General features: G+C 75.2%; 25 protein-coding genes. 12 read left to right on the top strand and 13 right to left on the bottom strand.

Going from position 1 to position 22,897, the window contains the following annotated elements; genetic code table 11:
• Positions 1-51: 51 nt before the first annotated feature.
• On the bottom strand, positions 52-381 hold the full coding sequence (locus ABT158_RS42590) for a cupin domain-containing protein (protein ID WP_352363649.1): 330 nt from the start codon (positions 379-381) through the stop codon (positions 52-54).
• 112 nt (positions 382-493) lie between these two features.
• Here ABT158_RS42590 and ABT158_RS42585 point away from each other — a divergent pair, with 112 nt between their 5' ends.
• Positions 494-1,675, top strand: a complete 1,182-nt coding sequence (locus ABT158_RS42585; RefSeq protein ID WP_352363647.1) for an FUSC family protein — start codon at positions 494-496, stop codon at positions 1,673-1,675.
• Positions 1,676-1,731: 56 nt separating this feature from the next.
• Positions 1,732-2,382 (top strand): GNAT family N-acetyltransferase, encoded by a 651-nt coding sequence (locus tag ABT158_RS42580; protein WP_352363645.1) that lies wholly within the window; start codon positions 1,732-1,734, stop codon positions 2,380-2,382.
• A 7-nt stretch (positions 2,383-2,389) separates the two neighbouring features.
• Here the strand turns inward: ABT158_RS42580 and ABT158_RS42575 are convergent, their stop codons facing one another.
• On the bottom strand, positions 2,390-2,986 hold the full coding sequence (locus tag ABT158_RS42575) for a TetR/AcrR family transcriptional regulator (protein WP_352363643.1): 597 nt from the start codon (positions 2,984-2,986) through the stop codon (positions 2,390-2,392).
• Positions 2,987-3,071: 85 nt separating this feature from the next.
• Between ABT158_RS42575 and ABT158_RS42570 the strand changes: the two genes are divergently transcribed.
• Together ABT158_RS42570 and ABT158_RS42565 are read left to right on the top strand one after the other, a co-directional pair.
• Entirely contained in the window at positions 3,072-4,097 is a 1,026-nt protein-coding gene (locus ABT158_RS42570; protein WP_352363641.1) for a glycoside hydrolase family 113 protein, read from the top strand.
• A gap of 1 nt (position 4,098) precedes the next feature.
• Positions 4,099-5,001: an aldo/keto reductase gene (locus ABT158_RS42565; RefSeq protein WP_352363639.1), complete on the top strand. Its 903-nt coding sequence runs from the start codon at positions 4,099-4,101 to the stop codon at positions 4,999-5,001.
• 10 nt (positions 5,002-5,011) lie between these two features.
• Here the strand turns inward: ABT158_RS42565 and ABT158_RS42560 are convergent, their stop codons facing one another.
• Genes ABT158_RS42560 through ABT158_RS42540 form a run of 5 tightly spaced genes read right to left on the bottom strand, consistent with a single transcriptional unit; the run spans position 5,012 to position 10,256 of the window.
• Complete coding sequence (locus ABT158_RS42560; RefSeq protein ID WP_352363637.1) at positions 5,012-5,653, bottom strand: response regulator transcription factor; 642 nt, start codon at positions 5,651-5,653, stop codon at positions 5,012-5,014.
• On the bottom strand, positions 5,641-6,831 hold the full coding sequence (locus tag ABT158_RS42555; RefSeq protein WP_352363635.1) for a sensor histidine kinase: 1,191 nt from the start codon (positions 6,829-6,831) through the stop codon (positions 5,641-5,643). Before ABT158_RS42555 ends, ABT158_RS42560 begins: the two co-directional genes overlap by 13 nt.
• A gap of 40 nt (positions 6,832-6,871) precedes the next feature.
• Complete coding sequence (locus ABT158_RS42550) at positions 6,872-9,271, bottom strand: FtsX-like permease family protein (protein ID WP_352363633.1); 2,400 nt, start codon at positions 9,269-9,271, stop codon at positions 6,872-6,874.
• A complete protein-coding gene (locus ABT158_RS42545; protein WP_352363770.1) occupies positions 9,268-9,993 on the bottom strand; it encodes an ABC transporter ATP-binding protein in 726 nt (241 codons plus the stop codon). The genes ABT158_RS42550 and ABT158_RS42545 overlap by 4 nt, the downstream gene beginning before the upstream one ends.
• A gap of 20 nt (positions 9,994-10,013) precedes the next feature.
• Positions 10,014-10,256, bottom strand: coding sequence for a hypothetical protein (locus ABT158_RS42540; RefSeq protein WP_352363631.1), 243 nt, complete (start codon positions 10,254-10,256; stop codon positions 10,014-10,016).
• A gap of 107 nt (positions 10,257-10,363) precedes the next feature.
• On the opposite strand from ABT158_RS42540, the gene ABT158_RS42535 reads away from it, so the two are divergent.
• Positions 10,364-11,128, top strand: a complete 765-nt coding sequence (locus ABT158_RS42535) for an NAD(P)-binding domain-containing protein (protein ID WP_352363630.1) — start codon at positions 10,364-10,366, stop codon at positions 11,126-11,128.
• A 22-nt stretch (positions 11,129-11,150) separates the two neighbouring features.
• On the opposite strand, the gene ABT158_RS42530 is transcribed toward ABT158_RS42535, so the two are convergent.
• Both ABT158_RS42530 and ABT158_RS42525 read right to left on the bottom strand, forming a co-directional pair.
• Entirely contained in the window at positions 11,151-12,356 is a 1,206-nt protein-coding gene (locus ABT158_RS42530; protein WP_352363628.1) for an alpha/beta hydrolase family protein, read from the bottom strand.
• A gap of 33 nt (positions 12,357-12,389) precedes the next feature.
• Positions 12,390-13,931 (bottom strand): S41 family peptidase, encoded by a 1,542-nt coding sequence (locus ABT158_RS42525; RefSeq protein ID WP_352363626.1) that lies wholly within the window; start codon positions 13,929-13,931, stop codon positions 12,390-12,392.
• A 138-nt stretch (positions 13,932-14,069) separates the two neighbouring features.
• Between ABT158_RS42525 and ABT158_RS42520 the strand changes: the two genes are divergently transcribed.
• The 3 genes from ABT158_RS42520 to ABT158_RS42510 are packed head-to-tail and all read left to right on the top strand — an operon-like array spanning position 14,070 to position 15,610.
• Positions 14,070-14,459 (top strand): hypothetical protein, encoded by a 390-nt coding sequence (locus tag ABT158_RS42520; RefSeq protein WP_352363624.1) that lies wholly within the window; start codon positions 14,070-14,072, stop codon positions 14,457-14,459.
• 1 nt (position 14,460) lies between these two features.
• Positions 14,461-15,057 carry a TetR/AcrR family transcriptional regulator gene (locus tag ABT158_RS42515; RefSeq protein ID WP_352363622.1) on the top strand — a complete coding sequence of 199 codons (597 nt, stop codon included), beginning with the start codon at positions 14,461-14,463 and terminating at the stop codon, positions 15,055-15,057.
• A 25-nt stretch (positions 15,058-15,082) separates the two neighbouring features.
• On the top strand, positions 15,083-15,610 hold the full coding sequence (locus tag ABT158_RS42510; protein WP_352363620.1) for a GNAT family N-acetyltransferase: 528 nt from the start codon (positions 15,083-15,085) through the stop codon (positions 15,608-15,610).
• A 10-nt stretch (positions 15,611-15,620) separates the two neighbouring features.
• Here the strand turns inward: ABT158_RS42510 and ABT158_RS42505 are convergent, their stop codons facing one another.
• Both ABT158_RS42505 and ABT158_RS42500 read right to left on the bottom strand, forming a co-directional pair.
• Positions 15,621-16,577 (bottom strand): polysaccharide deacetylase family protein, encoded by a 957-nt coding sequence (locus tag ABT158_RS42505; protein WP_352363618.1) that lies wholly within the window; start codon positions 16,575-16,577, stop codon positions 15,621-15,623.
• A 31-nt stretch (positions 16,578-16,608) separates the two neighbouring features.
• On the bottom strand, positions 16,609-17,508 hold the full coding sequence (locus ABT158_RS42500) for a sigma-70 family RNA polymerase sigma factor (protein WP_352363616.1): 900 nt from the start codon (positions 17,506-17,508) through the stop codon (positions 16,609-16,611).
• Between the two features lie 118 nt (positions 17,509-17,626).
• Between ABT158_RS42500 and ABT158_RS42495 the strand changes: the two genes are divergently transcribed.
• The 3 genes from ABT158_RS42495 to ABT158_RS42485 all read left to right on the top strand — a co-directional run bounded on the left by ABT158_RS42495 (position 17,627) and on the right by ABT158_RS42485 (position 21,376).
• On the top strand, positions 17,627-18,913 hold the full coding sequence (locus ABT158_RS42495) for a cytochrome P450 (RefSeq protein ID WP_352363614.1): 1,287 nt from the start codon (positions 17,627-17,629) through the stop codon (positions 18,911-18,913).
• A gap of 105 nt (positions 18,914-19,018) precedes the next feature.
• On the top strand, positions 19,019-20,830 hold the full coding sequence (locus tag ABT158_RS42490; protein WP_352363612.1) for a CocE/NonD family hydrolase: 1,812 nt from the start codon (positions 19,019-19,021) through the stop codon (positions 20,828-20,830).
• A 156-nt stretch (positions 20,831-20,986) separates the two neighbouring features.
• Positions 20,987-21,376: a PPOX class F420-dependent oxidoreductase gene (locus ABT158_RS42485; protein ID WP_352363610.1), complete on the top strand. Its 390-nt coding sequence runs from the start codon at positions 20,987-20,989 to the stop codon at positions 21,374-21,376.
• Positions 21,377-21,398: 22 nt separating this feature from the next.
• Here ABT158_RS42485 and ABT158_RS42480 read toward each other — a convergent pair whose 3' ends face one another.
• Positions 21,399-21,656 (bottom strand): hypothetical protein, encoded by a 258-nt coding sequence (locus ABT158_RS42480; protein WP_352363608.1) that lies wholly within the window; start codon positions 21,654-21,656, stop codon positions 21,399-21,401.
• 21 nt (positions 21,657-21,677) lie between these two features.
• On the opposite strand from ABT158_RS42480, the gene ABT158_RS42475 reads away from it, so the two are divergent.
• Positions 21,678-21,932 (top strand): FAD-dependent monooxygenase, encoded by a 255-nt coding sequence (locus tag ABT158_RS42475; RefSeq protein WP_352363606.1) that lies wholly within the window; start codon positions 21,678-21,680, stop codon positions 21,930-21,932.
• Between the two features lie 40 nt (positions 21,933-21,972).
• Here ABT158_RS42475 and ABT158_RS42470 read toward each other — a convergent pair whose 3' ends face one another.
• Positions 21,973-22,743: a methyltransferase domain-containing protein gene (locus ABT158_RS42470; protein ID WP_352363604.1), complete on the bottom strand. Its 771-nt coding sequence runs from the start codon at positions 22,741-22,743 to the stop codon at positions 21,973-21,975.
• Between the last annotated feature and the right edge of the window lie 154 nt (positions 22,744-22,897).

Raw genomic sequence — 22,897 nt, 5'->3', positions numbered from 1 at the left:
CCCGTGGCGCGCTCGCGGCCCACGAGTTCGCGCGCCTGACGGCCGGGAGCGTCAGGACGTGGGGACGCCGCTGTAGGCGGGCCCGAAGAACACCAGCGTCACCAGGTCCTCGGTGACGTCGTGGAAGCGGTGCTCCTCGCGGGCCGGGACGAACAGGGTGGTGCCGGGGCCGACCTCGACGGTGACGCCGCCCGCGGTGAAGGAGGCGCGCCCGCTGGTGACGACGTAGATCTCGTCCTCGGCGTGCGGCGACTGGCCGTCGACGGCGCCGGCCGGGATGGAGTACGTGCCGAAGCTGAGCGCGGGCACGCTCAGGTGCTCGGCGAAGTTGGCGGAACCGTCCGGGGCGGGCTCGAACCGGCCGCTGTCGATGATCTCCATGGCCCGTGATCCTCTCACGCCGGCGCGGGTGGGCCCGCCGGCGGGGAGATGCTTGCGGCTTGCCCTAAATGTGAGTAAATGTCACGTCATGTGGCGGAGCTGGAGTGGCCGGTTGTCCGCGGCCGTCAAGCGTGAGCTGTCGTACGTGCGCGGGCAGGCCGCCGGGCTGGCCAAGCGGGGGTCGTACCAGCGGCTGCAGGCGCTGCAGATCGCCAAGGCGACGCTGGCGGCGGTGCTGGCCTGGCTGACGGCCAGCCGGCTGCTGGCGCTCGGCGCCACCTGGATCGCCCCCGCGACCGCGGTGATCATGGTGCACGCCACCGTGTACCGCACGCTCACCAACGGCCTGCGCCGGGTCGCCGCGGTCGGCGCCGGGGTCATCCTGGCCGGCAGCATCGGGCACCTGCTCGGCCTGGGCGTGCTGAGCCTGGTCCTGGTCGTGCCGCCCGCGCTGGTCGCCGCCCGCTGGCACCGCATGGGCAACCACGGCTCCGACGTCGCCACCACCGCCGTGCTGCTGCTCTCCTTCGCCGCCGCCTCCCAGGAGCGCTACCTGCTGGCGTACGTGCTGGCCACGGCCATCGGCGCGCTGAGCGGGGCGGTGGTCAACAGCGTGCTGTGGCCGCCGCTGTACCGCGACCGGCCCGACGCGGCCGTCCGCCGCCTGGCCCGCGAGACGGCCGCGCTGCTGACCTCCGTCGCCGAGGGCTTACGGGACGAGTGGAACCTCTCGGCGCTGCCCGACTGGGAACGCCAGGCCGTCCGGCTGGACGAGCACCTGGCCGACGCGGCCGCCGCCGTGGCCGACGGCGCGGAGAGCCGCCGCTACAACCTGCGCCACAGCCTCCACCCGGTCACGGCCGCCCAGGACCACGAGCAGGTGCTGCGCCGGCTGACCACGCTGGCCGCGCACGTGCACACGATCGTGCACGCCCTGGCCCACCTGGAACATCACGACGGGCCCTCGACCGACGTCAGCCCCGACTACGCCCGCGACTACGCCGACCTCCTGGACGTGCTGGGCGATGCCGTGACGGCCACCGTACGGCGCGACCCGGACCCGGGAAGGGTCCGCACCCTGCTCGGGCGGGCGGAGGCGCAGGCGAGCCGCATCCACGACCAGATGACGACGGAGATCCAGAAGGGCGAGGTCGCCCACCCGGCCGGCTGGGCGCTGAGCGGCAGCCTGCTCACCGACGCAGAACGCATCCAGGCGGTCCTGACCGACATCCTGGCGGCCACGCCCGGCGGCCAGGACGACGACAACCGCCCCTCGCCCGCCGCCCACCCCTGACCCGTCCGGCCGGCCCGCGTTTGCCCGGGGAGCCGTCGCGCGGCACACTCGGGACCATGCCCATCAGGTCGTTCCCCGAGCCGGACGTGCCCGCGCACCTGCTGGCCCAGGTGCGCGACCTGCAACGGGAGGCCTGGCCCGGCCACGACTTCCCCGCGCCCGGCGGCGGCCCCGCGCACGACCCCGCCCTCGCCCCCCGCACCATGCTCCTCCTCGACGAGGGCGACGGACGCGACGAGGGCGACGAGGGCGACGAGGGCGGCGGGCGCGACGAGGGCGACGGACGCGACGAGGGCACGGTCCTGGCCGCCCTGGACATCCTGTCCAAGACCCTCAGCCACGCCGGCCACCGGTTCCGCGCCGCGGGCCTGAGCACCGTGGTGACCAGGAAGGCGGCCCGCGGCCGGGGGCACGGCCGCCGCCTGGTGGCCGCCGCGCGCGCGGCCGTCGCCGACGCGGGCTTCGACGTCGCCCTGTTCACCTGCGACCGGCCGCTCCAGGGCTTCTACGAGAGCGCCGGCTGGTCGGCGATCCCCGGCGCGGTGCTGGTCGGCGGCACCCCGCAGGCGCCCTTCCCCAGCGACCTGCCCGGGTTCGACAAGGTCACGATGGGCGACTTCCCCTCGCCCCACGGCCGGGCGCACCGGCTGTCGTTCCACCACGCGCGCGTCGAGCTCCACCCCGGGGAGATCGACCGGCTCTGGTGAGCCTGCCTCAGGCGTCCTGACCTCGCCGGACCAGCGGCAGGAAGACCTCGTCCACGATCTCCACGAGGACGTCGTCGGGCGCGCTGGGCGCACCCCGCACCACGAACTCGTTGCGCAGCAGCACGATGGCCACCGTGGCGACCCGCGGGCGCAGCGACTCGGGGGCGGCCTCGCCGCGGGCCACCGCCCGTTCGAGGACGGCCAGCCAGGGCGCGGCCACCGCGTCGTCCGACTGCTCCTGAAGCTGGGCCAGCAGCTCGGCGGCGCCGCCCGCGGCGGCGATCAGGTCGCGCAGGATCGCGCCGAGCGGCGAGCTCCAGTAGCGGTTGGCCCGGCGCAGCAGCTCCAGGGCGTCGCCGCGCAGCTCGCCGGTGTCGGGCGGCGAGACCGTCGTGGCCAGCTGCTTGTAGGCGGCGACGCCGAGGGCCAGACGGCCCGGCCAGCGGCGGTAGATGGCGTTCTTGTTGGTGCCGGCGCGGGCGGCGACCTTGTCCATGGTCAGCCCGGCGAACCCCGACTCGGTGAGCTCGGCGGCCGCCGCGCTCAGGATCGCCTCCTCCAGCGCGGCCCCGCGCCGCCGTGTCCGCCCGCCTGCCTCGGCCATCGCCACCCTCCTCGGTCTGAGGGTACCGACCGTACCTCATATAGGCTAAGGTACGGTCCGTACCGTAAATGAGAAGGGAACGCCCATGCGTGCCAAAGGCATCAGCTACGACACCGGTTTCGTCATCAACGGGACGATCGGCCACCCGGGGTTCGACCCCGACGTGGTGGCCCGCGAGATGCGCGTCATCAGGGACGACCTGCACTGCACCGCCGTCCGCGTCATGGGCGGCGACCCCGACCGCCTGGAGATCGCCGCCGGTCACGCCGCCGACCTCGGGCTGGAGGTCTGGTTCTCGCCCTACCCGCTGGAGCTGACCGAGGAGGAGATGCTGGCGCTGTTCGCCGACTGCGCCGAGCGCGCCGAACGGCTCAGGCGGCGCGGCGCCGAGGTGGTCTTCGTCGCCGGCGCCGAGCTGTCCCTGATGAGCAAGGGCTTCCTGCCCGGAGACGACATCGACGAGCGGGTCGCCCTGCTGAGCCGTCCGGAACGGGTGCGCGAGCTGGTCGGCGGCGTCCGCGCGCGGGTCAACGACTTCCTCGGGCGGGCGGTGGCCGTCGTGCGCGAGCGGTTCGGCGGCCGGGTGACCTACGCCTCCGTGCCGCTCGAAGGCGTCGACTGGACGCCGTTCGACCTCGTCTCCGTGGACCTCTACCGGTCGGCCGAGATCGCGGACGTGTTCGAGCAGGGCGTGCGCGGCCTCGTCGCGGAGGGCAGGCCGGTCGCGATCACCGAGTTCGGCTCGGCGACCTACCGCGGCGCGGGCGACCGGGGCGCGCTCGGCCTGGAGATCGTCGAGTACGCCCCGAGCACCCGCGAGCCCGTCCGGCTGACCGGCGAGCACGCCCGTGACGAGGAGGGCCAGGCCGCGTACGTGCGCGAGCTGCTGGAGATCTTCGACGCCGCCGGCGTGGACAGCACCTTCGTGTTCACCTTCGCGCTGCGCGACCACCCGCACCGCCCCGACGGCGACCCCCGCGACGACCTGGACCTGGCCAGCTACGGCGTCGTCAAGGTCTACGAGGACCGCGCCGGCACCGCCTACCCCGGCCTGCCCTGGGACCCCAAGGCCGCCTTCGCCGCCGTCGCCGGCCACTACGCCAAGCACTGACATGACCCTGCCCACCACCACACTCGGCCGCACCGGCCTGCGCGTGAGCCGCCTCGGCTACGGCGCCATGGAGCTGCGCGGCCCCCGCGCCTGGGGCCCGCCGGTGTCCGACGACGCGGCCCGCGCCGTGCTGAACGAGGCCCTCGACGCCGGGGTGAACCTCATCGACACCGCACCCGACTACGGCGACGCCGAGGAGCACATCGGCCGCTGGATCGCCCACCGCCGCGACGAGTTCGTCCTGGCGGGCAAGTGCGGCTGCTCCCTCACGGACGGCGACCCCGCGCACGACTACACGGGGGCGAACGTGCGCGCGGGCGTCGAGCGGAGCCTGCGCCGGATGCGCACCGGCCATCTCGACGTCCTGATGGTGCACCTCAGCCCGAGCGTCTCGGTGATGGCGGCCGAGGACACCGTCGCCGGGATGCGGGCACTCCAGGACGAGGGCCTGATCCGCTTCACCGGCATGTCGGGGGAGCTGCCGCACCTTCCCGAGCACATCGCGACGGGCGCGTTCGACGTGTTCCTGCTGCCCTACTCGGCGCTCGACCGCTCCCACGAAGGGCTGGTCGGGGCCGCCGCGGCGAGCGGGGCGGGCACGATCGCGCGCGGGGCGGTGGCCCGCTCGCTCGCGCCGCCGCCCGCGGCCGTGCCGGAGCCGGTGCGCCGGCCGCTGGCGCAGCGCCACGCCCGGCTCGCCGCCGCCCGCCTGGAGGAGCTGGCGGACGGCGCGCCGGTGACCGAACTGCTGCTCCGGTTCATCCTCGGACATCCGGAGCTGCACGCGGTGATCGTCGGCTCGGCCCGGCCGGAACACCTGCGGGCCAACGTCGCCGCCGCCGGCAAGGGCCCGCTGCCGCCCGACGTGGACGCGGCCGTCCGCGCCCGCCTGGGCCCGGCGTAGGGGAGGCGGGTCACTGGTCGTCGAGGAAGGTCAGCACGGCCAGCACCCGGCGGTGGCCGCCGTCCGAGACGGCCAGGCCGAGCTTGGCGAAGATGCTGCCGATGTGCTTGTGCACCGCGTTGTCGGTGATCGTCAGCCGCTCGCCGATCTCGGTGTTGCTCAGGCCGTGGGCCATCCAGGACAACACCTCCCGCTCCCGGCCGGTGAGGCTGTCCAGGCCGTGGCCCCGCCCGGCCATGAGCTGGGCGATGACCTCGGGGTCCATGACCGTGCCGCCCGCGGCCACCCGGCGGACGTCCTCGACGAACTGGCTCACCCGGCTGACCCGGTCCTTCAGCAGGTAGCCGACGCCGCCGGAGCCGTGCGCCAGCAGCTCGCGGGCGTAGATGCGCTCGACGTACTGGGACAGGACCAGGATGGGCAGGGCGGGGTCGGCGCGCCGGAGGGCGACGGCGGCCCTGATGCCCTCGTCGCGGAACGACGGCGGCAGCCGCACGTCGGCGATCACCAGGTCGGGCCGGTGCTCGGTGACGGCGTCCAGCAGGCCGCCGGCGTCCGGCACGACCGCGGCCACCTCGATGTCCTTGCTGGTCAGGAGCAGTTCCAGCCCCGTGGACAGCAGGACGTTGTCCTCGGCGATCACGACGCGCACGGCAGCTCCACGACGAGACGGGTGGGCCCTCCGGGAGGGCTGTCGATGGACAAGGTACCGTCGAGTGCGGCGGCCCTCCTGCGGATGCCCGTGACGCCGGTGCCGCGGCTCTCGTCCACGCCGCCCTTGCCGTCGTCGCAGACCTCGATGCGCAGCACGCGTCCGGACGCCAGCCGTACGGTGACGTGGCCGGCGCCGCTGTGCTTGGTGGCGTTCGTGACCGCCTCGGCCACGATGAAGTAGGCCGCCGTCTCGACCGCGGCGGGCACGGCGCCGAGGCCGCTCACGTCCGTCTCGACGGGCAGGCCGGCCTTGGCCGTCACGGCGGCCACCGCGCCGGCCAGCCCCCTGTCGGCCAGAACGGGCGGGTACATCGTGCGGATCACCTGCCGCAACTCGGTCATCGCCTCCTCGGTGCCCTCGTGCGCGTCCTTCAGCAGCCGGCCGACCGGCCCGCCGTCGTCGTCGAGCGCCTCGCGGGCCATGGCCAGCCGCATCGCGATGGCGACCAGCCGGGCCTGGGTGCCGTCGTGCAGGTCGCGCTCGATGCGGCGCAGCTCGGCGGCGTGCGCGTCGAGGACGTTGGACCTGCTCTCGGTCAGCTCGCCGACCCGCTCGGCCAGCCGGTCGGCCGCCGAGGGGGCGAGCGCGGCCAGGCAGGCGCGGGCGTGCAGCCGGGCCAGCCGCGGCAGCGCCCACCAGGCCAGCGGCGCGGCCAGGACGACCTGCGCGACGCCCATGCCGATCGCCTGCTCCCACCCGGTGACCGGGAGGGCCACCAGCAGCCGCAGCGGGTCGTCGGCGGGGAACAGCCACCACAGCGGGGCCTCCAGCACGGGGTTCACCAGCAGCCCGGCCACCCCGAGCGCGGCCAGCGCGGCGGGCAGGCCCACGACGACGTGCAGCGCCGTCCAGCGCAGGTCACGCCTGGCCCGCGTGCCCACGAGGAGCTGCCGCCACTGGTCGCGCACCCCGGTCACGGCGGGCGGCGCCGGGCGCGCCGGCACGGCCACCCCCAGCACCGCGCCGGCCTGCGCGCGCTGCCACTCGGTCCACCGGCGGAGCACCGCCATCATGCGCGGCACCAGGACGAGCCCCGCTCCGCCCACCGGGACGAGCAGGACGCCCGCGACCAGCACCGCCAGCGAGACCATCGCCGCCAGGGCCGACGCGAACACGATCAAGTGATACCGAACGAACCGCCACAGAGCTTTCACGTCACGTCATGATCTTCCGGGCGGGTAGCTCCATGGCGAGGGACACAATCGTCATCACTGCCAGGATAGAGGCGGGGACCAGCCACAACGGCCCGGCAGGCAGCGGGCGGGCCAGGAAGCCCACGCTCAGCAGCACCAGCGGCACCGCCGACAGCACCAGCCCCGACAGCGACGCCCCGGCGCCCACGAGCAGCGCCTCCCAGCGCACCACGCGCCTGAGCTGACGCCGGGTCAGGCCGATCGCGCGCAGCCCGGCGAACTCCTCCCGGCGCGCGGTCGTCGTCGCCACCAGCCGGTTGGCGACCGACACCAGCACGTAGCCCAGCAGCACGGCGAGCACGGCCACGTTCACCAGCGTCTGGGCCGAGGCCATGGCGGCCTGCGGTCCCGCGGCGCGGCTGTCGAAGCGCAGCCCGGGGCGGCGCGCCAGGTCGCCGAAGTCGGCGGGACGGGCCAGCACCGCGCTGTCCAGGCCGGTCGTCGTGTGCGCGGCGGCCAGGTCGCGGGAGACCACGATCGGGCCGAACCCGAGGCCGCGCCGGTAGGTGGCGGCCACCCGCGCCCGCACCCGCGCGCCGTCGCCCATGATCAGGTCCATGGTCCGGCCCACCTGGCCCAGGCCCTCCTCCACCGCGACGGCCGCGCCCTTGAGCCCGGACAGGCCGCCGTCGGCGAGGTCCAGGTCGACCAGGCCCTCGGCGTCCGGGCCGAGCGCCATGGCGGGCCTGGCCATCAGGGCGGGGCTGTCGCCGGTCAGCAGCGGCTCGGTCACCACGGTCGTCATCGCCATGCCCGCCGCCTTCGTCCGCGACCGCACGTCGGCCAGCAGGTCGCGCGGGACGCCGCCGAGCTCCGGAGCGGTGATCGTGACCAGGCCGCGCAGGCCCAGGGCGACCTCGTCGGCGCGCGCCCGCTCCATCGTGGTCTGGGAGAGCACCACGCTGAGGCCGAGCGTGAGGACCATGCCGAGGGCGGCCACGGCCCCGGCGGTGCGCAGCGCGTACCCGTGGGAGTTGTGCACCGCCAGCCACAGCGGGCCGGGCAGCCGCGTCATGAGCCGCGACCCGGCCACCGCCCTGGCCACCCCCTGCACCAGCCGCGGACCGGCCAGCGCCAGGCCGATCACCGCGACGATCGACGCGATGCCCGGACCGATCATGCCCGCCTCGCTCCGCACGAACAGCGGCGTCACCGACAGCGCCAGCGCGCCGAGCATGAGCAGCAGCCCCGCCCGGGTCCGCCCCGGCGACGGCGTGCGCGGCTCGGGCAGCCCGGAGACCACCGGCATGCGCGAGACCCGCAGCGACCCCGCCCACGCGGCCACCCGCGTGACGCCGAGCAGCAGCAGCGTCGCGGCCACCGCCGGCAGCGGCCCGTACACCAGCGGCTGGTCGGCGCGCACCAGCCCGATCCCGGTCAGCAGCTCGCCGAAGCGGGCGGCCAGGAAGTAGCCGAGCGCGGCCCCGAACGGCACGGCCGGCAGCGCCGCCGCCGCGGCCTGGACGGCCACCAGCCTGCGCACCTGACGCGGGGTCGCGCCGGCCGCGCGCAGCAGGGCGAGGTCGCGGCGCTGCCGGTTGACCGACAGCGCCAGGCCGCCGCCCACCACGAACCCGACCACCAGCAGGCTGATCCCGCCGATCGAGGAGGGCAGGACCAGCAGCAGACCGCGGCCGGCCGCCGCGCCCGGCGACTCCGCGTCGGCCCGGTCCCGGCCCGTGGCGTACGCGTAGCCGTCGCCCAGGCGGGCCTTCAGCCGGGCGGCCAGCGTCTCGGGGGAGACGCCGGGCGCCGCGCGGACCGCGACGAGGTCCACCGTCCGCGCCCGGCCCGCCGTCCGGGCGGCCAGAGCGGCGGCGACGGCGTCGGTGAAGTACACGCCGGGGGCGTCCACCACGGCGCTCACCCGGTAGGTGCCCGGCGTGCCGGCCGCCGTCAGCCGCAGGCGGTCGCCGACCCGCGCGCCGCTCACCGCGATCTCGTCGGCGGCGCGCGGGGCCCGTCCGGCGGTGATCCGGCCGCTCAGCGCGAGGGACGACCAGCCGTGCCCGGCGGTGGCCGGGTCGGCGGTCCGCCCGGCCGTCCCGGACCCGGCGGCGGCGGGAAAGGCGAGGTCACCGGCCACGGCCGCCACGCCGGGCACCCCGGACGCCGAGGCGACCAGCGAGCCGGGGATCCTGGCGCGTTCGGGCAGCGCGATGTCCGGCTCCTCCTTCAGCGGGATCGTCTGCCGGGCCGAGACCAGCACGTCCGCGCCCGACAGCCGCAGGGGCGGCTGCGCGCGGAAGGCCGAGTCCACCAGCACGCCGGTCCCGGTCACCAGCGCCATCCCGCCCAGCACCGCCGCGAACACCACGACCAGCCCGCCCGCCTTGGCGAGCGCCAGCGCGAGCCTGATCATGCGACCCGCTCCCCGCTCAGCCGCGCCAGCCGTACGGCCAGGTCCTCGGCGGTCGGGGCGGGCAGGACGTCGAGGACCCGCCCGTCGGCCATGACCACGGTGTCGTGCGCGCGGGCCGCGGCGGCCGGGTCGTGGGTGACCATGACGACGGTCTGGCCCAGGTCGTCGACCAGCTCGCGCAGCAGGTCCAGCACGTGGGCGGCGCTGCGCAGGTCGAGGGCGCCGGTGGGCTCGTCGGCGAACACCACGTCCGGGCGCGCGGCCAGGGCCCGGACGATCGCCGCCCGCTGCTGCTGGCCGCCCGACAACTCCGTGGGCAGGTGCCGCATCCGGTCGCGCAGGCCCATCCGGTCGACCAGCTCGCCGAGCCAGGCCCGGTCCGGGCGCACCCCGGCCATCCGCAGCGGCAACGTGACGTTGTCCTCGACGGTCACGGTGGGCAGCAGGTTGTAGGACTGGAACACGTAGCCCAGGTGCTTCCTGCGCCACTCCGTGCGGCGCGTCTCCGACATGCGGGTGACCTCGACGCCGCAGATGGTGATCTCGCCGGACGTCGGCGGCTCCAGGGCCGCGGCGGCCTGCAGGAGGGTGCTCTTCCCCGAGCCCGACGGCCCCATCACGGCCACGAACCGGCCGCGCGGGAAGGCCAGCGAGACGTCGTCGAGGGCGACCACGTCACCGTAGGTCTTGCTCACCCGCTCCAGCGTGACGACCGCCTCCATGACGGGCCGCACGACCGCGCTCACGACCGGCCTCCGGCGAAGCGCAGGATCAGCAGCCCGGCGATGCCGACCACGCCCACCACGCCCGACGCCAGCCCGACGGGGTTCAGATCGCCCCCCGTGACGATGTTGGCCGCCACGTTCACCGAGGCCCCGCCCACCGCCATGATCCACAGCAGGGGGCGCGACGCCGGTCGCCGGGGCCGGGTCCGCGGGCTGCGCGCCGGCCGCTCATATGTGTCAATTCTGTACGGATCGCTCATGGGGACAACGCTAGGGACGCCGGTCTCCGCGCTGAATCCCGCCAGCAACCGAAGTAACGGTACAGACTGCTGTAATACGTACGACCAGGGATCGGGAGGAAGACACGGTGAAGCGGATCGGGGTCATCGGGGTGGGCGAGATCGGCCGGGCCATCGTGACGGGCCTGTGTGAGGGGCCCGGCGAGCGTCCCGAGGTGTTCCTCTCCCCGCGGGGCGCCCGCGCGGCGGCGGAGCTGTCGCAGCGCTACGCCGACGTGCACGTGTGCGCCTCCAACCAGGAGGTGGCGGACCGCGCCGAGCTGGTCGTCCTCGCCGTGCGCCCGCCGGACCGGCACGACGCGCTGGCCGGCCTGCGCGTGGCCGACGACACGATCGTGGTCAACGTGATGGCCGGCGTCGCCGTCGAGGAGCTGCGCAAGCTCCTGGACACCCGCGCCACCCTGGTGCGGGCCATCCCGCTGCCCGCCGTCCGCGTCCGCGACTCCGTCACGGTGACCTGGCCGTCCCACCCGGTGACCGACGCCCTGTTCGAACGGCTGGGCGGCGTGCTCGCAGCCGAGGACGAGGCGGCCTTCAACGTCTTCTCCGCGCTGACCGCCACGCTCACCACCCACCTGTCCTACCTGGCCACGCTCAGCACGTGGGCCGCCGGGCACGGCGTGCCGCCCGAGGTGGCGGAGGGCTACGTCCGCGGCCTGTTCCAGGGGCTCGGGCGGGCTCTGGGCGACGAGAGCCGTTCGCTGGCGCGGCTCGCGGCCGACCACGAGACCCCGAACGGCAGCAACGAACGCGTCCGCACCACCTGGTTCACCCCGGCCAGGTCGCAGGCCCTCGCCGGGACGCTCGACGACCTGCTCGACCGCCTCACCTGACCGGGGGCTCCCGGCCGGGCGGTCACCGGCAGTCCTTCCCGGGCACGCAGAACCGCACCTCCGGGTAGCGCGCCGACGGCCCGTCCAGCAACGGCTGCGGCCTGCCGCGCAGGTGCAGGTCGAGGAAGGCCCGGACGTACGCGCGGACGATCTGCGTGGGCCGGGCCGCGTCCAGGGAGCCCGGCGTGCCCAGGCCGAGCGCCCTGGCCAGCAGCGGCACGTCGGTGAAGGACTGGTGGTCCGCGCCGGGCAGCGTCAGCCACCGCTTCCAGCCGGACAGCAGCTTCCAGTCGCGGTCCCAGGAGGTGTCGCGCCCGCCCGGCGGGTGGCCCGCCGACCCCAGGAACAGGAACGGCCGCGACAGCCCGCTCTTGGGGATCCGGGCGTACGTGGTGCCGTCCATGTCGAGGCCGGCGCGGATCCGGCGGTCCTTCAGCATGGCCTCCACCGCCGCGGCCCCGCCGATCGAGTGGCCCGCCATCGCGATCCTCCTCCGGTCGATCAGCCGCGAGCCCGGCCACGCCGGGTCCGGGCCGGTCAGCCGGTCGAGCACGAAGGAGACGTCGGCCGCCCGCGCCGCGGTCACCCTCGGCCCGAACCCGGGGTCGGTGTCGCTGTCGCAGGCCACGCACGTCGCGATCCGCCCGCCGGGGAAGGTCGTGGCGTAGTTCTCGTAGGCGTGGTCGACGCCGGCCACGACGTACCCGTGCGAGGCCAGGTCCTCGGCGAGGGCGGTCAGCGTGCCGCGCGGCAGGGTGAAGCCGGGGGAGAGCACCACCAGGGGCAGGCCGCCCGCCCGTCCGGCGGGCTCGGCGTCGGCGCGGGCGTTGGTCCGCACCTTGCTCAGCACGTCGGCGGGCGCGCCGGTCACCCGCTTGCCCTTCAGCGTCAGCTCGGACTCCTCGGCCGACATGTAGGGCGCGGGCGTGCCCGTCCGCGCCCGCGCCGGGTACCACAGGGTGACCATCAGCTCCCTGGCCTTCGCCTCGGGCGCCCACGGGTCGGCGCGGGAGGCGTCCTTCAGGTACAGGACGGTGGCGCCGACCGGCCGGTCGCCGGTCGGCGGGGGCAGCGCCGGGGGAGCGGCGGGCGTGGCGGTCGTGGCCGACGGGCGGGCGGCGGCGGCCCTCGGCGGCGCGGGCGCGGCGCACGCCGACAGCAGGCACGACACGGTCAGGACGGCCGACACGGCGTGGGAGATCGGCTTCGGTACGACGGCATGGCTCATGAGAAGGTCCGTCCTCGTCGGCACAGGGGATCGTCAGGGGTGCAGCAGGTTCAGCGCCGCGGCCAGGGCGGGGTCGCGCCCGGCGGCGGCGTCGCGCGGGGTCAGCGGCACGTGCACGTCGGGCGGCACGCCGACCCGGTCGATCGCCTCGCGCCCCGGCGCCAGGTGATGCCTGGACGGGAACGCGAGAACGGTGTTGTCGCCCAGCGCGTACGGCTGCGCCGGCCCCGACACGGCCCCGGCCGTCCGCGTCCCGACCAGCCGGCCGAGCCGCAGGTCCTTGACGGCGGCGCTGAAGTGCTCGCACGCCGAGGCGCAGCCCCGGTCGGTCAGCACCACCAGCGGCAGCCCGACCAGCGGGACGGTGTCGTCGGTCCGCATGGTCTCGCACGAGCCGTCCGCGGCGCACTGGTAGGCGGTCACCGCGCCGTGCGCGAACCCGCCCAGCAGCCGGTTCACCTCCCCGGGGCTGCCGCCGCCGTTGCCGCGCAGGTCCAGCACGACCCCGGCGAGCGTCCTGCCGGTCCGCAGCCGGGTGATCGCCCGCAGCACCCGGTCGGCGGAGTCGGGCGCGAAGCCGCTCATCCGCACGTGGGCGACGTTCCCGGCGAGCAGGCCGGCCGCCACGACGGGCAGGGTGTCGGGATCGGGCCGGAACAGGCGGGGCTTCAGCGTCACGGTGCGGCGGCGGCCGGTGTCGGGACGCAGCAGCCGCAGCCGGACCGGGGCGGCCTGCGGGTAGCGCGGGTAGAGCGCGGCGACGACGGCTGGGGTGACCTGGGTGCCGACGAAGGGCGCCGAGCCGTCGACCGACTCGACGACGTCGCCGGGGCGCACTCCGGCGGCCCGCGCCGGTCCGCCGGGCACGGCGGTCACGAACAGCGGCGGCAGCGCCGTCCCGGGGGCGTCGGCCCGGCGGGCGCTGGCCGTGAGGCCGAGGCCGTACTGGTCGCCGTCGTAGGCGTCGGGCGGGCGTCGTGCGCCGTGCTCCCAGCGGGCGTGGTCGTCGCCGAGCGTGGCCACGATCGCCTCCAGGGTGGCGGCGGCCAGCCGGGCGCGCAGGGCGTCGTCGCGCGGCAGGCGGTCGGTGACCCGCCGGTAGGCGGCCTCGAACGCGGTCCAGTCGGCCGTCCTGTCGCCGGTCAGCGCCGGCATCGTGGCCTCGGGCAGGTCGTGGCCGGCCCGGTTGAGTTCCGTGACGAAGGCGGCGAACCCGGCGGTGAGCAGCGTCCGGCCGTCCAGCGCGGCGGCGCCGTAGTAGCGGGCGAGCACGCACCGGTACGCCTGCGCCACCACGTCGATCGTCGTGGGCCGTTCCGCGCCGGGGGGAGCGCCGCCCTGCGGCGGCGCGCACACGGCCGGGCCGGCCGCGGCCGCCCCGGCGGGCCGGGCCTCGCCCAGGGCCCGCAGCCGGTCGGCCCGGTCGGCCAGGTGGTAGAGCGGGCCCAGCAGCAGGACGGCGTCCGCGCCGCCGTCGGGCACGGGCAGCCGCCGCGCGTCGCCGACCCGGGCGCGCAGCCCCGGCACCCTCGCCGCCCGCTCCACGTGCAGCGGCACGGGGTCCAGCAGGTCCACCTCGTAGCCGTCGGCCAGGCGAGTACCTCGCGGGTCACGGTCATGATCGATCGTGGCCGCCCCGCCGGGCCGGCGGCAACGAATTTTCTCCCGGCGGTGGCCGCGCGCTTTGTTATCCGAGCGTGTAAATTTATCCTTATGGATAACAATCAGGTCTGGCGGCTCGTCCGGGTCCTCTTCGCCGCCGTGCTGCTCCTGTCGATCGCCACGCTCGGCGTGGCCGCCGTCGTCGGCGGCAACTGGGTGGTGTGGCTGCGCGCCGCCGCCGTCGCCGCCGCCTCCGCCTGGCTCGTCTCCCTCGCCGGGCAGGCCGCCCGCGGCAGACGGGCCGCCTACGTGCGCATCCGGTTCGTCTCCGTCGCCGCGCCCGTCGGCGTCGTGCTCATCCTCCTCGCGCCGGACAGCGGCTACCCGCTGTGGATGAAGGCCGAGCAGGCCGTGGTCGGCGTCCTGGTCGCCGCCGTCGCGGTCGTCGTCAACCGCCGCGCCGTGCGTGCGGCGTTCCCGAAGCGTGGCAAGCTGGGCTGACATGGAGAGCTCCGGAACCCGTCAGGCGGCCACCGAGGCCCGCAAGGCCCAGATCGCCTCGGCCGCGATCGCCGTGCTCGCCGAGCGGGGTTACCCGGAGACCACGTTCGAGGCCATCTGCCGGCATGCCGGGCTCAGCAGCAAGAGGCTGATCTCCTACCACTTCTCCACCAAGGAGCAGCTCTTCGAGGCCGTCGTCCGGCAGGTCGTCTCCGACGCGGCCGCCTTCATGCGGCCGGCGATCGAGGCCGCGTCCGGAGCCCGTGCCCAGCTGGAGGCGTTCATCAGGGCGAACATCGCCTTCATCGCCGCCCATCCGGCCCACGTGCGCGCGGTCCAGCAGATCGCGTTCAACCGCGCGCCCGTGGGGGGCGGCGAGCGGGACGCCGCCATCGCCAGGCTGGTCGCGCTGTTCGACGACGGCCAGCGCAGCGGCGCGTTCCGGGCGTTCGACAGCGTCCTGATGGCCACGTCCCTGCGCGCCGGCATCGACGCGGTGGCCGACCGGGTCGCCGGCGGCCTCGACCCCGGCCACTGCGCCGACGAGCTCGCCGAGCTCTTCGACCGCGCCACCGCGAGAACACCCCGCCCGTCCTGACCGGCCGTCGGGCATCATGGTCGGCATGCCGGCCCTCGTCGATCCCACGCCCGCGTTAAGGGCGTCGTTCCTGGAGGCGGTGGCCGAGTTCCGGGCCGACCGCGACTTCCCGGTCCCGTGGTTCGTCCAGGACGTCGATCCCGCGGCGCTGACCGGTCCGGCGGCCTTCGCGTCCTACGTCCGGCGGCTGCTGGGCGAGCGCACCCAGGCGGGCGTGCGCGCGGGGTTCGTGCCGATGACCACGCTGTGGTGGGCCGACGGCGACCGGTTCCTCGGCAGGCTGGCCGTCCGCCACCGGCTCACCCCGGAGCTGGAGCGGCTCGGCGGCCACATCGGCTACGACGTGCGCCCGGGCGCCCGCCGTCAGGGCCACGCGACGGCGATGCTGGCCGCGGCGCTGCCGATCGCCCGGCGGCTGGGCGTCGACCCGGCCCTGGTCATGTGCGACCGGACGAACACCGCCTCCCGGCGGGTCATCGAGGCCAACGGCGGCCGGCTCCTCGACCTCACCGAGCGCAAACGCCGCTACCTGGTGCCCACCGGGCCCGGGTAGCGGCCCGCGGTCACGGGCGTTCGCCGCGCTGCGCGGCCCGCAGGTCGAGCCAGCCGATCAGCTTGACGTCCTCGGCGTCGAGGACCTCCCGGACGTCGGGGTCGGTGAACAGGGCCAGCTCCCAGCCGCGCTTGGCCGCGCCCGGCATGATGGCGCGCAGCTCGTCGGTGTCCTCGAACGGGTGGATGTAGATCTCCGTCACGCCCGGCCGCAGCGAGCGCAGCAGCCCGATCATGTCCTTCTTGAGCGAGTCGTAGTCCTCGCCGTCGGACTGCTGGAAGGGCAGCGACCACAGGTGGTCGAGGATGACCACCCCGGCGTCGTCGGCCATCGCGGCCAGGGCCCGCGCCACGGGCTCCAGCTCCTCCGGCGCGCCGGTGCCGGCCAGCGAGCGGGGCAGGCGGAAGGGCAGGCCGAACTCGGCGCACACCGGCAGGACGACGTCGAGGAAGTGGCGGCCGGTGGCCAGGCCGTACAGGCTGCCCATGTGGTTGTCGGCGTGCGAGGGGTCCAGGCCGAGCGCGACGGCCTTGCGGATCTGGTTGACGATCTCGACGCGGACCTCACCGGGGTCGGCGGACCGTTCGAAGGAGGCGCAGTCGCGGAAGAAGTGGCCGGTCTCGTCCACCAGCGTGGGGACCGGCCGGTCGCGGGTGACCGGGCCCCAGCGGTACCCCTCCCACTCGCTGGTCAGCGTCAGGTGCACCCCGACGTCGAAACCCGCGGCCTCGGCGGCGGCCTGCGGCGCCCACGGGCAGGGCGTCATCACCGTGGCCGAGCTGATCGCCCCCGCCCGCAGGAGGGAGGTGATGCCGAGGTTGGCCGACCGGCTCATGCCGTAGTCGTCGGCGTTGACGATGAGCAGCCGGTCGTCGGGGGCGTGACCGAGCCGGGAGGCGAGCGTCATCAGCGAACCCTTCGTAGGTGGCGGCCGGTGGACGACCCCGCGCGACCGATCGTGCAGCACGCGACGACCTTCGTCAATCACCGTCCCGCGATCAGTGCTCCAGGGGCGTGAGGTCGAGGACGGCCAGCCGGTCGGGGTCGGCCAGGATGTCGATCGCGGCGATCCGGCCGTCGCTGACGGTGAAGCTCATGACCGAGTACAGCCTGCCCTCGACGGTGTTGACCAGCCCCGCCAGACCGTTGACGAGCGCCGGACGGGCGACCGCGCCGATGGGCGAGCGGCGGAAGGCGACCGCCTGACCGGCCACGTCCGCCGCGCCGCGGACGACCTTCATGCCGCCGGTGAGCAGGCCGCGGTCGGCGCGCAGCACCACGTCAGGATCGAGGACGGCCAGCAGCGCGCCGAAGTCGCCCTCGCGGGCCGCGGCCAGGAACGCCGCCACCACCCGGCGCTGACCGGCGAGGTCGGGATCGGGGGTCGGGGCCGCGCCGCGCACCCGCTGACGCGCCCGGCTGGCCAGCTTCTTGGCCGCCACCGGCGTGCGTTCCACGATGGGCGCGATCTGCTCGAACGGCAGGCCGAACATGTCGTGCAGCACGAACGCCAGCCGCTCGGCCGGCGACAACGACTCCAGCACGACCAGCAGCGCCAGGCCCACCGAGTCGGCCAGCAGCACCTCCTGCTCGGGGCCCGCGGCCGGGTCGGCGGCCTCGGCCCGGCCGACCACCGGGTCCGGCAGCCGCGCCTCCAGCGGCTCCTCCCGCAGGGCCTTGCGGGCGCGCAGGATGTCCAGGCAGACCCGGCTCACCACGGTGGTCAGCCAGGCGCCCAGGTTGGCGATGTCGCCCGAGTCCGAGCGCGCCAGCCGCAGCCACGCCTCCTGGACCGCGTCCTCGGCCTCGGTCAGCGAGCCGAGCATGCGGTAGGCGATCGCCTGCAGACGGGGACGATGCCCCTCGAACCGATCAGCCAGCAGGTCATGGGGAGTCATAGCGATATTTCCTCTCAAAGGGGCGTCCTCATTCTGCTGACGCGTCCAACCGGAGAAAGGTGACCGCCGCCGCCCCGGGACACTTGCCGGGCGGGCGCGTCCGCGAGACGGTGGCCGGATGCGTGACATCCCCGGCCCTCCTCCCGCGGCGGACGGCGGGCTGAGCGCCGTCGCGGCCGCCGGCGGCCTGCACACCTACCAGCTGCGGCTGCACGAGCGGTACGGCCCGCTGGTGCGCTTCCAGCTCCCCGGCACGCCGTCCGCGATCTCGGTGGCCGACCCCGTGCTGCTGGAGGCCACGGCCGCGATCGACGCACGCCCCGACGAGCTCTTCGCGTTCCTCGCGCCCCTGTGCGAGGCCGGCAACCTGCAGACGCTCCCCGCCGACGAGCACGGCCCCTTCCGCCGGGTCCTGCTCTCGGTGCTGGCCGGCCGCCGCTCGCACGAGGCGCACTTCGCCGGCTTCGTCACCCTGGCCACCGAGCTGGCCGACCGCTGGGAGCGCCGCGCCGCCGACGGCCCGGTGGCGCTCCAGCAGGACCTGAGCGAGCTGTCCCTGCGCATGATCGCCCAGTACGCCCTGGGCGGCGGCCTGGCCGACCCGGCGCGGGTGGTGCGCGCGTTCGAGACCGTGCTGACCGTCCACCTGGGCCGCCTGCACGAGCGCGGCGACGACCTCGCGCGCGGCGACCGGGCACTGGCGTACCTGCGCGAGGTCGTGGACGGGGTGCTGGCCCGCGGCGGCAGCGAGCTGGTCGCTGCCCTGGCACAGGCGGCCATGTCGCCCGCCCGGATCAGGGACACCGTGCTCATGATCATGCTCGCCGCCCACCACACCACCGGCGTGGCCGTCTCCTGGACCCTGCACCTGCTCGCGCGCAACCCCGGCCCGGCCGCGCGGGTGGCCGCCGAGCTGGACGACGTGCTGGGCGACCGCGCCGCCCCCGACTACGCCGACCTGCGACGCCTTCCGTACCTGGAGATGGCGCTCAAGGAGTCGATGCGGCTCTACCCGCCCGGTCCGTACGGCGCCCGCGAGACCACCGAGGACCTCACCCTGGACGGCCACCACGTCCCGGCCGGCACCACGATCTTCTACCCCTTCTGGGCCGTGCACCTCGACCCCCGCCACTGGCCGGACCCGCACGCCTTCCGGCCCGACCGCTTCACCCCCGAGGAGCAGGCCGCCCGCCACCGCTACGCCTACCTCCCCTTCGGCCTCGGGCCGCGCGGCTGCGAGGGCGCGAGCCTGGCCATGGTGGAGGCCGAGCTGGTGCTCGCCGTGCTGCTCAGGAGGTTCGCCTTCGAGCCGGTCGAAGACCATCCGGTGACGCCCGTCGAACGGTTCGTGCTGTGGGCCGAGCACGACATCCGCCTGCGCCTGACCCGCCGCTCCCCCCGCTGACCACCCGGACGGGTGTGGCGGGGCTTGCCTGGGCGTGCCCGCTGGCATATGAGTGGTGCACGCTCGTTCGGACGCCGCCGGCACACCTATGCACGGGGAGAGTCGATGAACATCCGCGGGAAGGCGACGGCCACTGTGGCGGCCGGCGTCCTGGTCACGATCACCACCCTCGCCGCGGGCGGCCCGCCCGCCTCGGCCCGGACCACGGCCCGGACCACGGCCCCGGGGGTGACGCACGAGGAAAACCCCCGCGTCCCCGCGGGCGCCGCGTGGTCGGAGGCGTACTTCCCCTCCGCCGACGGCAGCGGCGTCGAGCTGCACGCCGACGTGCTGCGCCCGGCGCACCTGCCGGCCGGCGCGCGGACGCCGGTGATCGTCTCGGTCGGCCCCTACTTCGCCCACGCCGGGCAGACCGGCCCGGAGGGATGGGACCAGGTCGGGCCGTCGGCGCGGTTCCGCGACTTCGTCGACGGCGCCGGGCTGATGACCCGCGGCTACACCTTCGTGATGGTCGACCTGCGCGGCTTCGGCGGCAGCACCGGCTGCCTCGACTGGGTCGGGCCGGGCGAGCAGGCCGACGTGCGGGCCGCCGTCGAGTGGTCGGCGGCCCAGCCCTGGTCCACCGGCAAGGTCGGCATGTACGGCAAGTCGTACGACGCGGTCACCGGCCTGGTCGGCAACAACCTCAGGCTGCCGAGCCTGAAGGCGGTCGTCGCCCAGGAGCCGGTCTGGAACATGTACAACTACCTGTTCAGCAACAAGGTGCCGCGGCCCAACGTCACGGGCACGCCGGAGGCGTACAACTCGATCGCGACGATGGCGCCGATGGCCGGCGACAGCGACCGGTACAAGGCGAACGCCCAGTACGAGACCGCCCATCCCGCCTGCCTGTCCGACAACATCACCAACAACAACAATCCCGACCTGCGCTCGGCGTACTGGCGGGCGCGCGACCTGGCCGATCGCGCGGCCGGCACCAGCACGCCGCTGCTGGTCACCCAGGGCTTCATCGAGCCCAACACCAAGCCCGAGGACATGGAGGTCTACCTGGACAACCACCGCGGGCGCGAACGCGGCTGGCTCGGCCAGTGGGAGCACGTGCGCGGCAACGACACCGACGCCCAGGGCCGGCTGCTGCAGGGCCGGGCCGGCTGGTTCGACGAGGTGATGCGGTTCTACGACCAGTACCTGCGCGGCGTGCGGCCCTCGGTGAGCGACCCGGCGTACGCGATCGAGGACAGCCTCGGCGGGTGGCGCGCCCAGCCGGCCTGGCCGGTGGTCACGACGTCGTACGAGGCCCCGCTGTCGGCCGGCGCGTACCTCGACGACGGCGGCGGCGCCGCGGCGACGGCGACCACCGCCCCCTCCGGCCGCTGGGACATGGAGCACGCGCCGCCGATCGAACCGCTCTCCACCGCCGAGAAGAGCTCGGCCAGGCAGAGCGCGGCCGCCTCGGGCAGCTTCTGGACCTGGTCCACGCCCGCCGCCGAGCGGCTCAGGCTCACCGGCACGCCGCGGATCAGGCTCGACGCGAGCACGAACGGCAACGTCATGGTCCGCCTGTGGGACGTCGCCCCCGACGGCAGGGCGACGATGTTCGACGAGAACGTCGCGCTGCTGGAACGCCGCGGCCCGGTCGCGTTCGACCTGAAGTCGGCCGACTGGACGTTCGAGCCGGGCCACCGGCTGGGCGTGCAGATCGGCACCATCGAGTCCAACGGCTGGCTGGACGTGCCCTCGGGCAACACGATCAAGGTCTCCGGCGCGCGGCTCAGCCTGGACCTGCTGTCCACGCGGCACGACGTGCCCACCCAGGGTGACCGCTCGCCGTACCTGGACCGGTACCTCGCGGCCTACACCACCACGCTCGGCGGCGTCGGCCCCGGCACCTTCCCGCTGCGGCTGTCCCGCCACTGACCCGCCCGTCCCCGGCCCGTCCCACGCCCGATCCACCGGGCCGGGGGACGGGCCGGGGACGTTCCTGGCCGAATGCCGGCACATCGTCCTGGACTCGAACTGATGGAATGGGTGGGTTTGGGGTGACGCCGGTGTCAAGGTTGCATACTTCCCCGCATGATCTTCACGCAGGCAGAGCTCGACTACCTGGCCGGACAGCACCTCGGCCGGCTGGCCACCGTCTCCCCCTCCGGAGACGTGCAGAACAACCCCGTCGGCTTCTTCGTGGACGCCGCCACGGGCACGATCACCATCGGCGGGCACGCGATGGGCGCCTCCAAGAAGTTCAGGAACGTCCAGCGGGGCAGCACCGCCGCCCTCGTCGTGGACGACCTGGCCTCGGTCGACCCGTGGGTGGTGCGCGGCATCGAGATCCGGGGCACGGCGGCGGCCCTGGCCGACCACGAGCCGCCGGTGCCGTACTTCTCGCGGGAGGTCATCGTGATCACCCCCGTCAGGATCGTGTCGTGGGGGATCGACGGCGGGCGGTCGTCCCGGACCGTCTGAGGGCGCGGGCCGGCGCCGGTCGCTAGCGCGGCGGGCGCCAGCCGTGCGCGAGGAGGTCGAAGACCTGCTCGACGGCCCCGCGAAGATCCGGCCGCCCCCGCGTGAGCGCCGGGGTCTCCAGGACGAACCGGGCGAGCGCGTGGCAGGCGACGTCGTCGGGGGCCACGCCCGCGTCCTCGGCGATGGCCGTGCCGAGGGCGGCGGCGTGCCCGGTCCACATCCGTTCGTAGTACTCAGGCCGTACGTCGATCGCCCGCTGTTCGCGCTGCCCGTCCCGCACGTGTGGGAACGGTCGTCCAGCGTGACCCTGCTCGGCGACGCCGCCCACCTCATGCCGCCGCTCGGCGCCGGCGCCAACCTGGCCATGCTCGACGCCTGCGAGCTCGCCCTCGCGCTGGCCGGGTCCGCCACGGTGGCCGAGGCCGTGGCCGCGTACGAGAGCACCATGCTCCCGCGCGCGGCGGACGCGGCCCGCGCCCTTGAGCACGGCGCCGAGGCCCTGCTCGAACGGCACGAGAGCGGCGAGCTCACCGCCTTCGCCCCGCCCCGCCGCTGACCCGGCCCCGGCCCTGTCCCCGCCCCTGAGCCCGGGGGGCCTAACGCGTGGCCGCGGTCACGAACAGCGGCAGGGCGAGGAACAGCCGCCCGGCCCGCGCCCGTTCCCGCTGCTCGGCGAGCCAGGTCTCGGCCTCCGCCGCACTGACCGCCCCGGCCGAGCGCGCCATCCCCGCCAGGTCGGCCAGCACGGCCACCAGCGTCGCATCGGTGACGACGCTGGTGCGCACCTCGACGGTGACGTCGGTGAAGCCGGCGTCCAGCAGCAGGTTGCGGGTGGCGCGGACGACGCGGGGCGATGTGACGAGGTCGGCGCGGGCGTGCACGATCCGGCGGGTGAGCGCGGCGTCGCCGGAGTCGATGACGATGGTGTCCCAGTCCTGCCCGAGCAGCACGATCCGCCCGCCGGGCGCGAGCACCCGCCGCGCCTCGGCCACGGCGCGGGCCGGGTCGTCCAGGACGTGGTATACCTTCTCGGCGCGATAGCCGCGCAGCTCGCCGTCGGCGAACGGCAGCGCGTACGCCTCCGCCACCCGGAACTCGGCGGCGGGCCACCGCCCGGCCGCCACGCCGATCATCCGCTCGTCGGGGTCGACGCCGATCGCCCGCGCGCCCAGCTCGGCCATCTCCGCCGCCGCGCGGCCGGATCCGCAGCCCACGTCGGCCACCGCCGCCCCGGGCGCGAGGCCGAGCAACTCGTAGGAACGCGCCCGCAGCTCGGCCGCCCCGGGCAGGTGGTCCGCGAGGTCGAGCAGGGCGATGAGCGCGTCGGTCTCCTGGCCGGTACGGCCTGTCGTCTGGTTCTTGGTCATGTGCGGGATCCTGCGGCTTAAAGTGCGCTTGAAGTCAAGCCGCTTCCTGGGATCGGCGGTCCTGGGAAGAGCGGTCCCGTTTCGCCGCCGGGGCGGGAGCGGCAGGGTGGGGTGCGGCCGCGCGAAGGGCCGGTCCGGGCGAGGAGGGTGATCA

The sequence above is a fragment of the Nonomuraea sp. NPDC001636 genome (assembly GCF_040298265.1).
Taxonomy (GTDB): Bacteria; Actinomycetota; Actinomycetes; order Streptosporangiales; family Streptosporangiaceae; genus Nonomuraea.
The sequence above is the reverse complement of the archived record's forward strand: the minus strand, read 5'-3'. Positions and strand labels throughout refer to the sequence as shown.

Coding starts and splice junctions, on each gene's coding strand:
- ABT158_RS42540 (WP_352363631.1), bottom strand. CDS start 10,256: ATGAGCGATCCGTACAGAATTGACACATATGAGCGGCCGGCGCGCAGC.
- ABT158_RS42575 (WP_352363643.1), bottom strand. CDS start 2,986: ATGGCCGAGGCAGGCGGGCGGACACGGCGGCGCGGGGCCGCGCTGGAG.
- ABT158_RS42510 (WP_352363620.1), top strand. CDS start 15,083: ATGCCGGCCCTCGTCGATCCCACGCCCGCGTTAAGGGCGTCGTTCCTG.
- ABT158_RS42565 (WP_352363639.1), top strand. CDS start 4,099: ATGACCCTGCCCACCACCACACTCGGCCGCACCGGCCTGCGCGTGAGC.
- ABT158_RS42515 (WP_352363622.1), top strand. CDS start 14,461: ATGGAGAGCTCCGGAACCCGTCAGGCGGCCACCGAGGCCCGCAAGGCC.
- ABT158_RS42545 (WP_352363770.1), bottom strand. CDS start 9,993: ATGGAGGCGGTCGTCACGCTGGAGCGGGTGAGCAAGACCTACGGTGAC.
- ABT158_RS42530 (WP_352363628.1), bottom strand. CDS start 12,356: ATGAGCCATGCCGTCGTACCGAAGCCGATCTCCCACGCCGTGTCGGCC.
- ABT158_RS42500 (WP_352363616.1), bottom strand. CDS start 17,508: ATGACTCCCCATGACCTGCTGGCTGATCGGTTCGAGGGGCATCGTCCC.
- ABT158_RS42470 (WP_352363604.1), bottom strand. CDS start 22,743: ATGACCAAGAACCAGACGACAGGCCGTACCGGCCAGGAGACCGACGCG.
- ABT158_RS42590 (WP_352363649.1), bottom strand. CDS start 381: ATGGAGATCATCGACAGCGGCCGGTTCGAGCCCGCCCCGGACGGTTCC.
- ABT158_RS42495 (WP_352363614.1), top strand. CDS start 17,627: ATGCGTGACATCCCCGGCCCTCCTCCCGCGGCGGACGGCGGGCTGAGC.
- ABT158_RS42550 (WP_352363633.1), bottom strand. CDS start 9,271: ATGATCAGGCTCGCGCTGGCGCTCGCCAAGGCGGGCGGGCTGGTCGTG.
- ABT158_RS42570 (WP_352363641.1), top strand. CDS start 3,072: ATGCGTGCCAAAGGCATCAGCTACGACACCGGTTTCGTCATCAACGGG.
- ABT158_RS42490 (WP_352363612.1), top strand. CDS start 19,019: ATGAACATCCGCGGGAAGGCGACGGCCACTGTGGCGGCCGGCGTCCTG.
- ABT158_RS42485 (WP_352363610.1), top strand. CDS start 20,987: ATGATCTTCACGCAGGCAGAGCTCGACTACCTGGCCGGACAGCACCTC.
- ABT158_RS42520 (WP_352363624.1), top strand. CDS start 14,070: ATGGATAACAATCAGGTCTGGCGGCTCGTCCGGGTCCTCTTCGCCGCC.
- ABT158_RS42580 (WP_352363645.1), top strand. CDS start 1,732: ATGCCCATCAGGTCGTTCCCCGAGCCGGACGTGCCCGCGCACCTGCTG.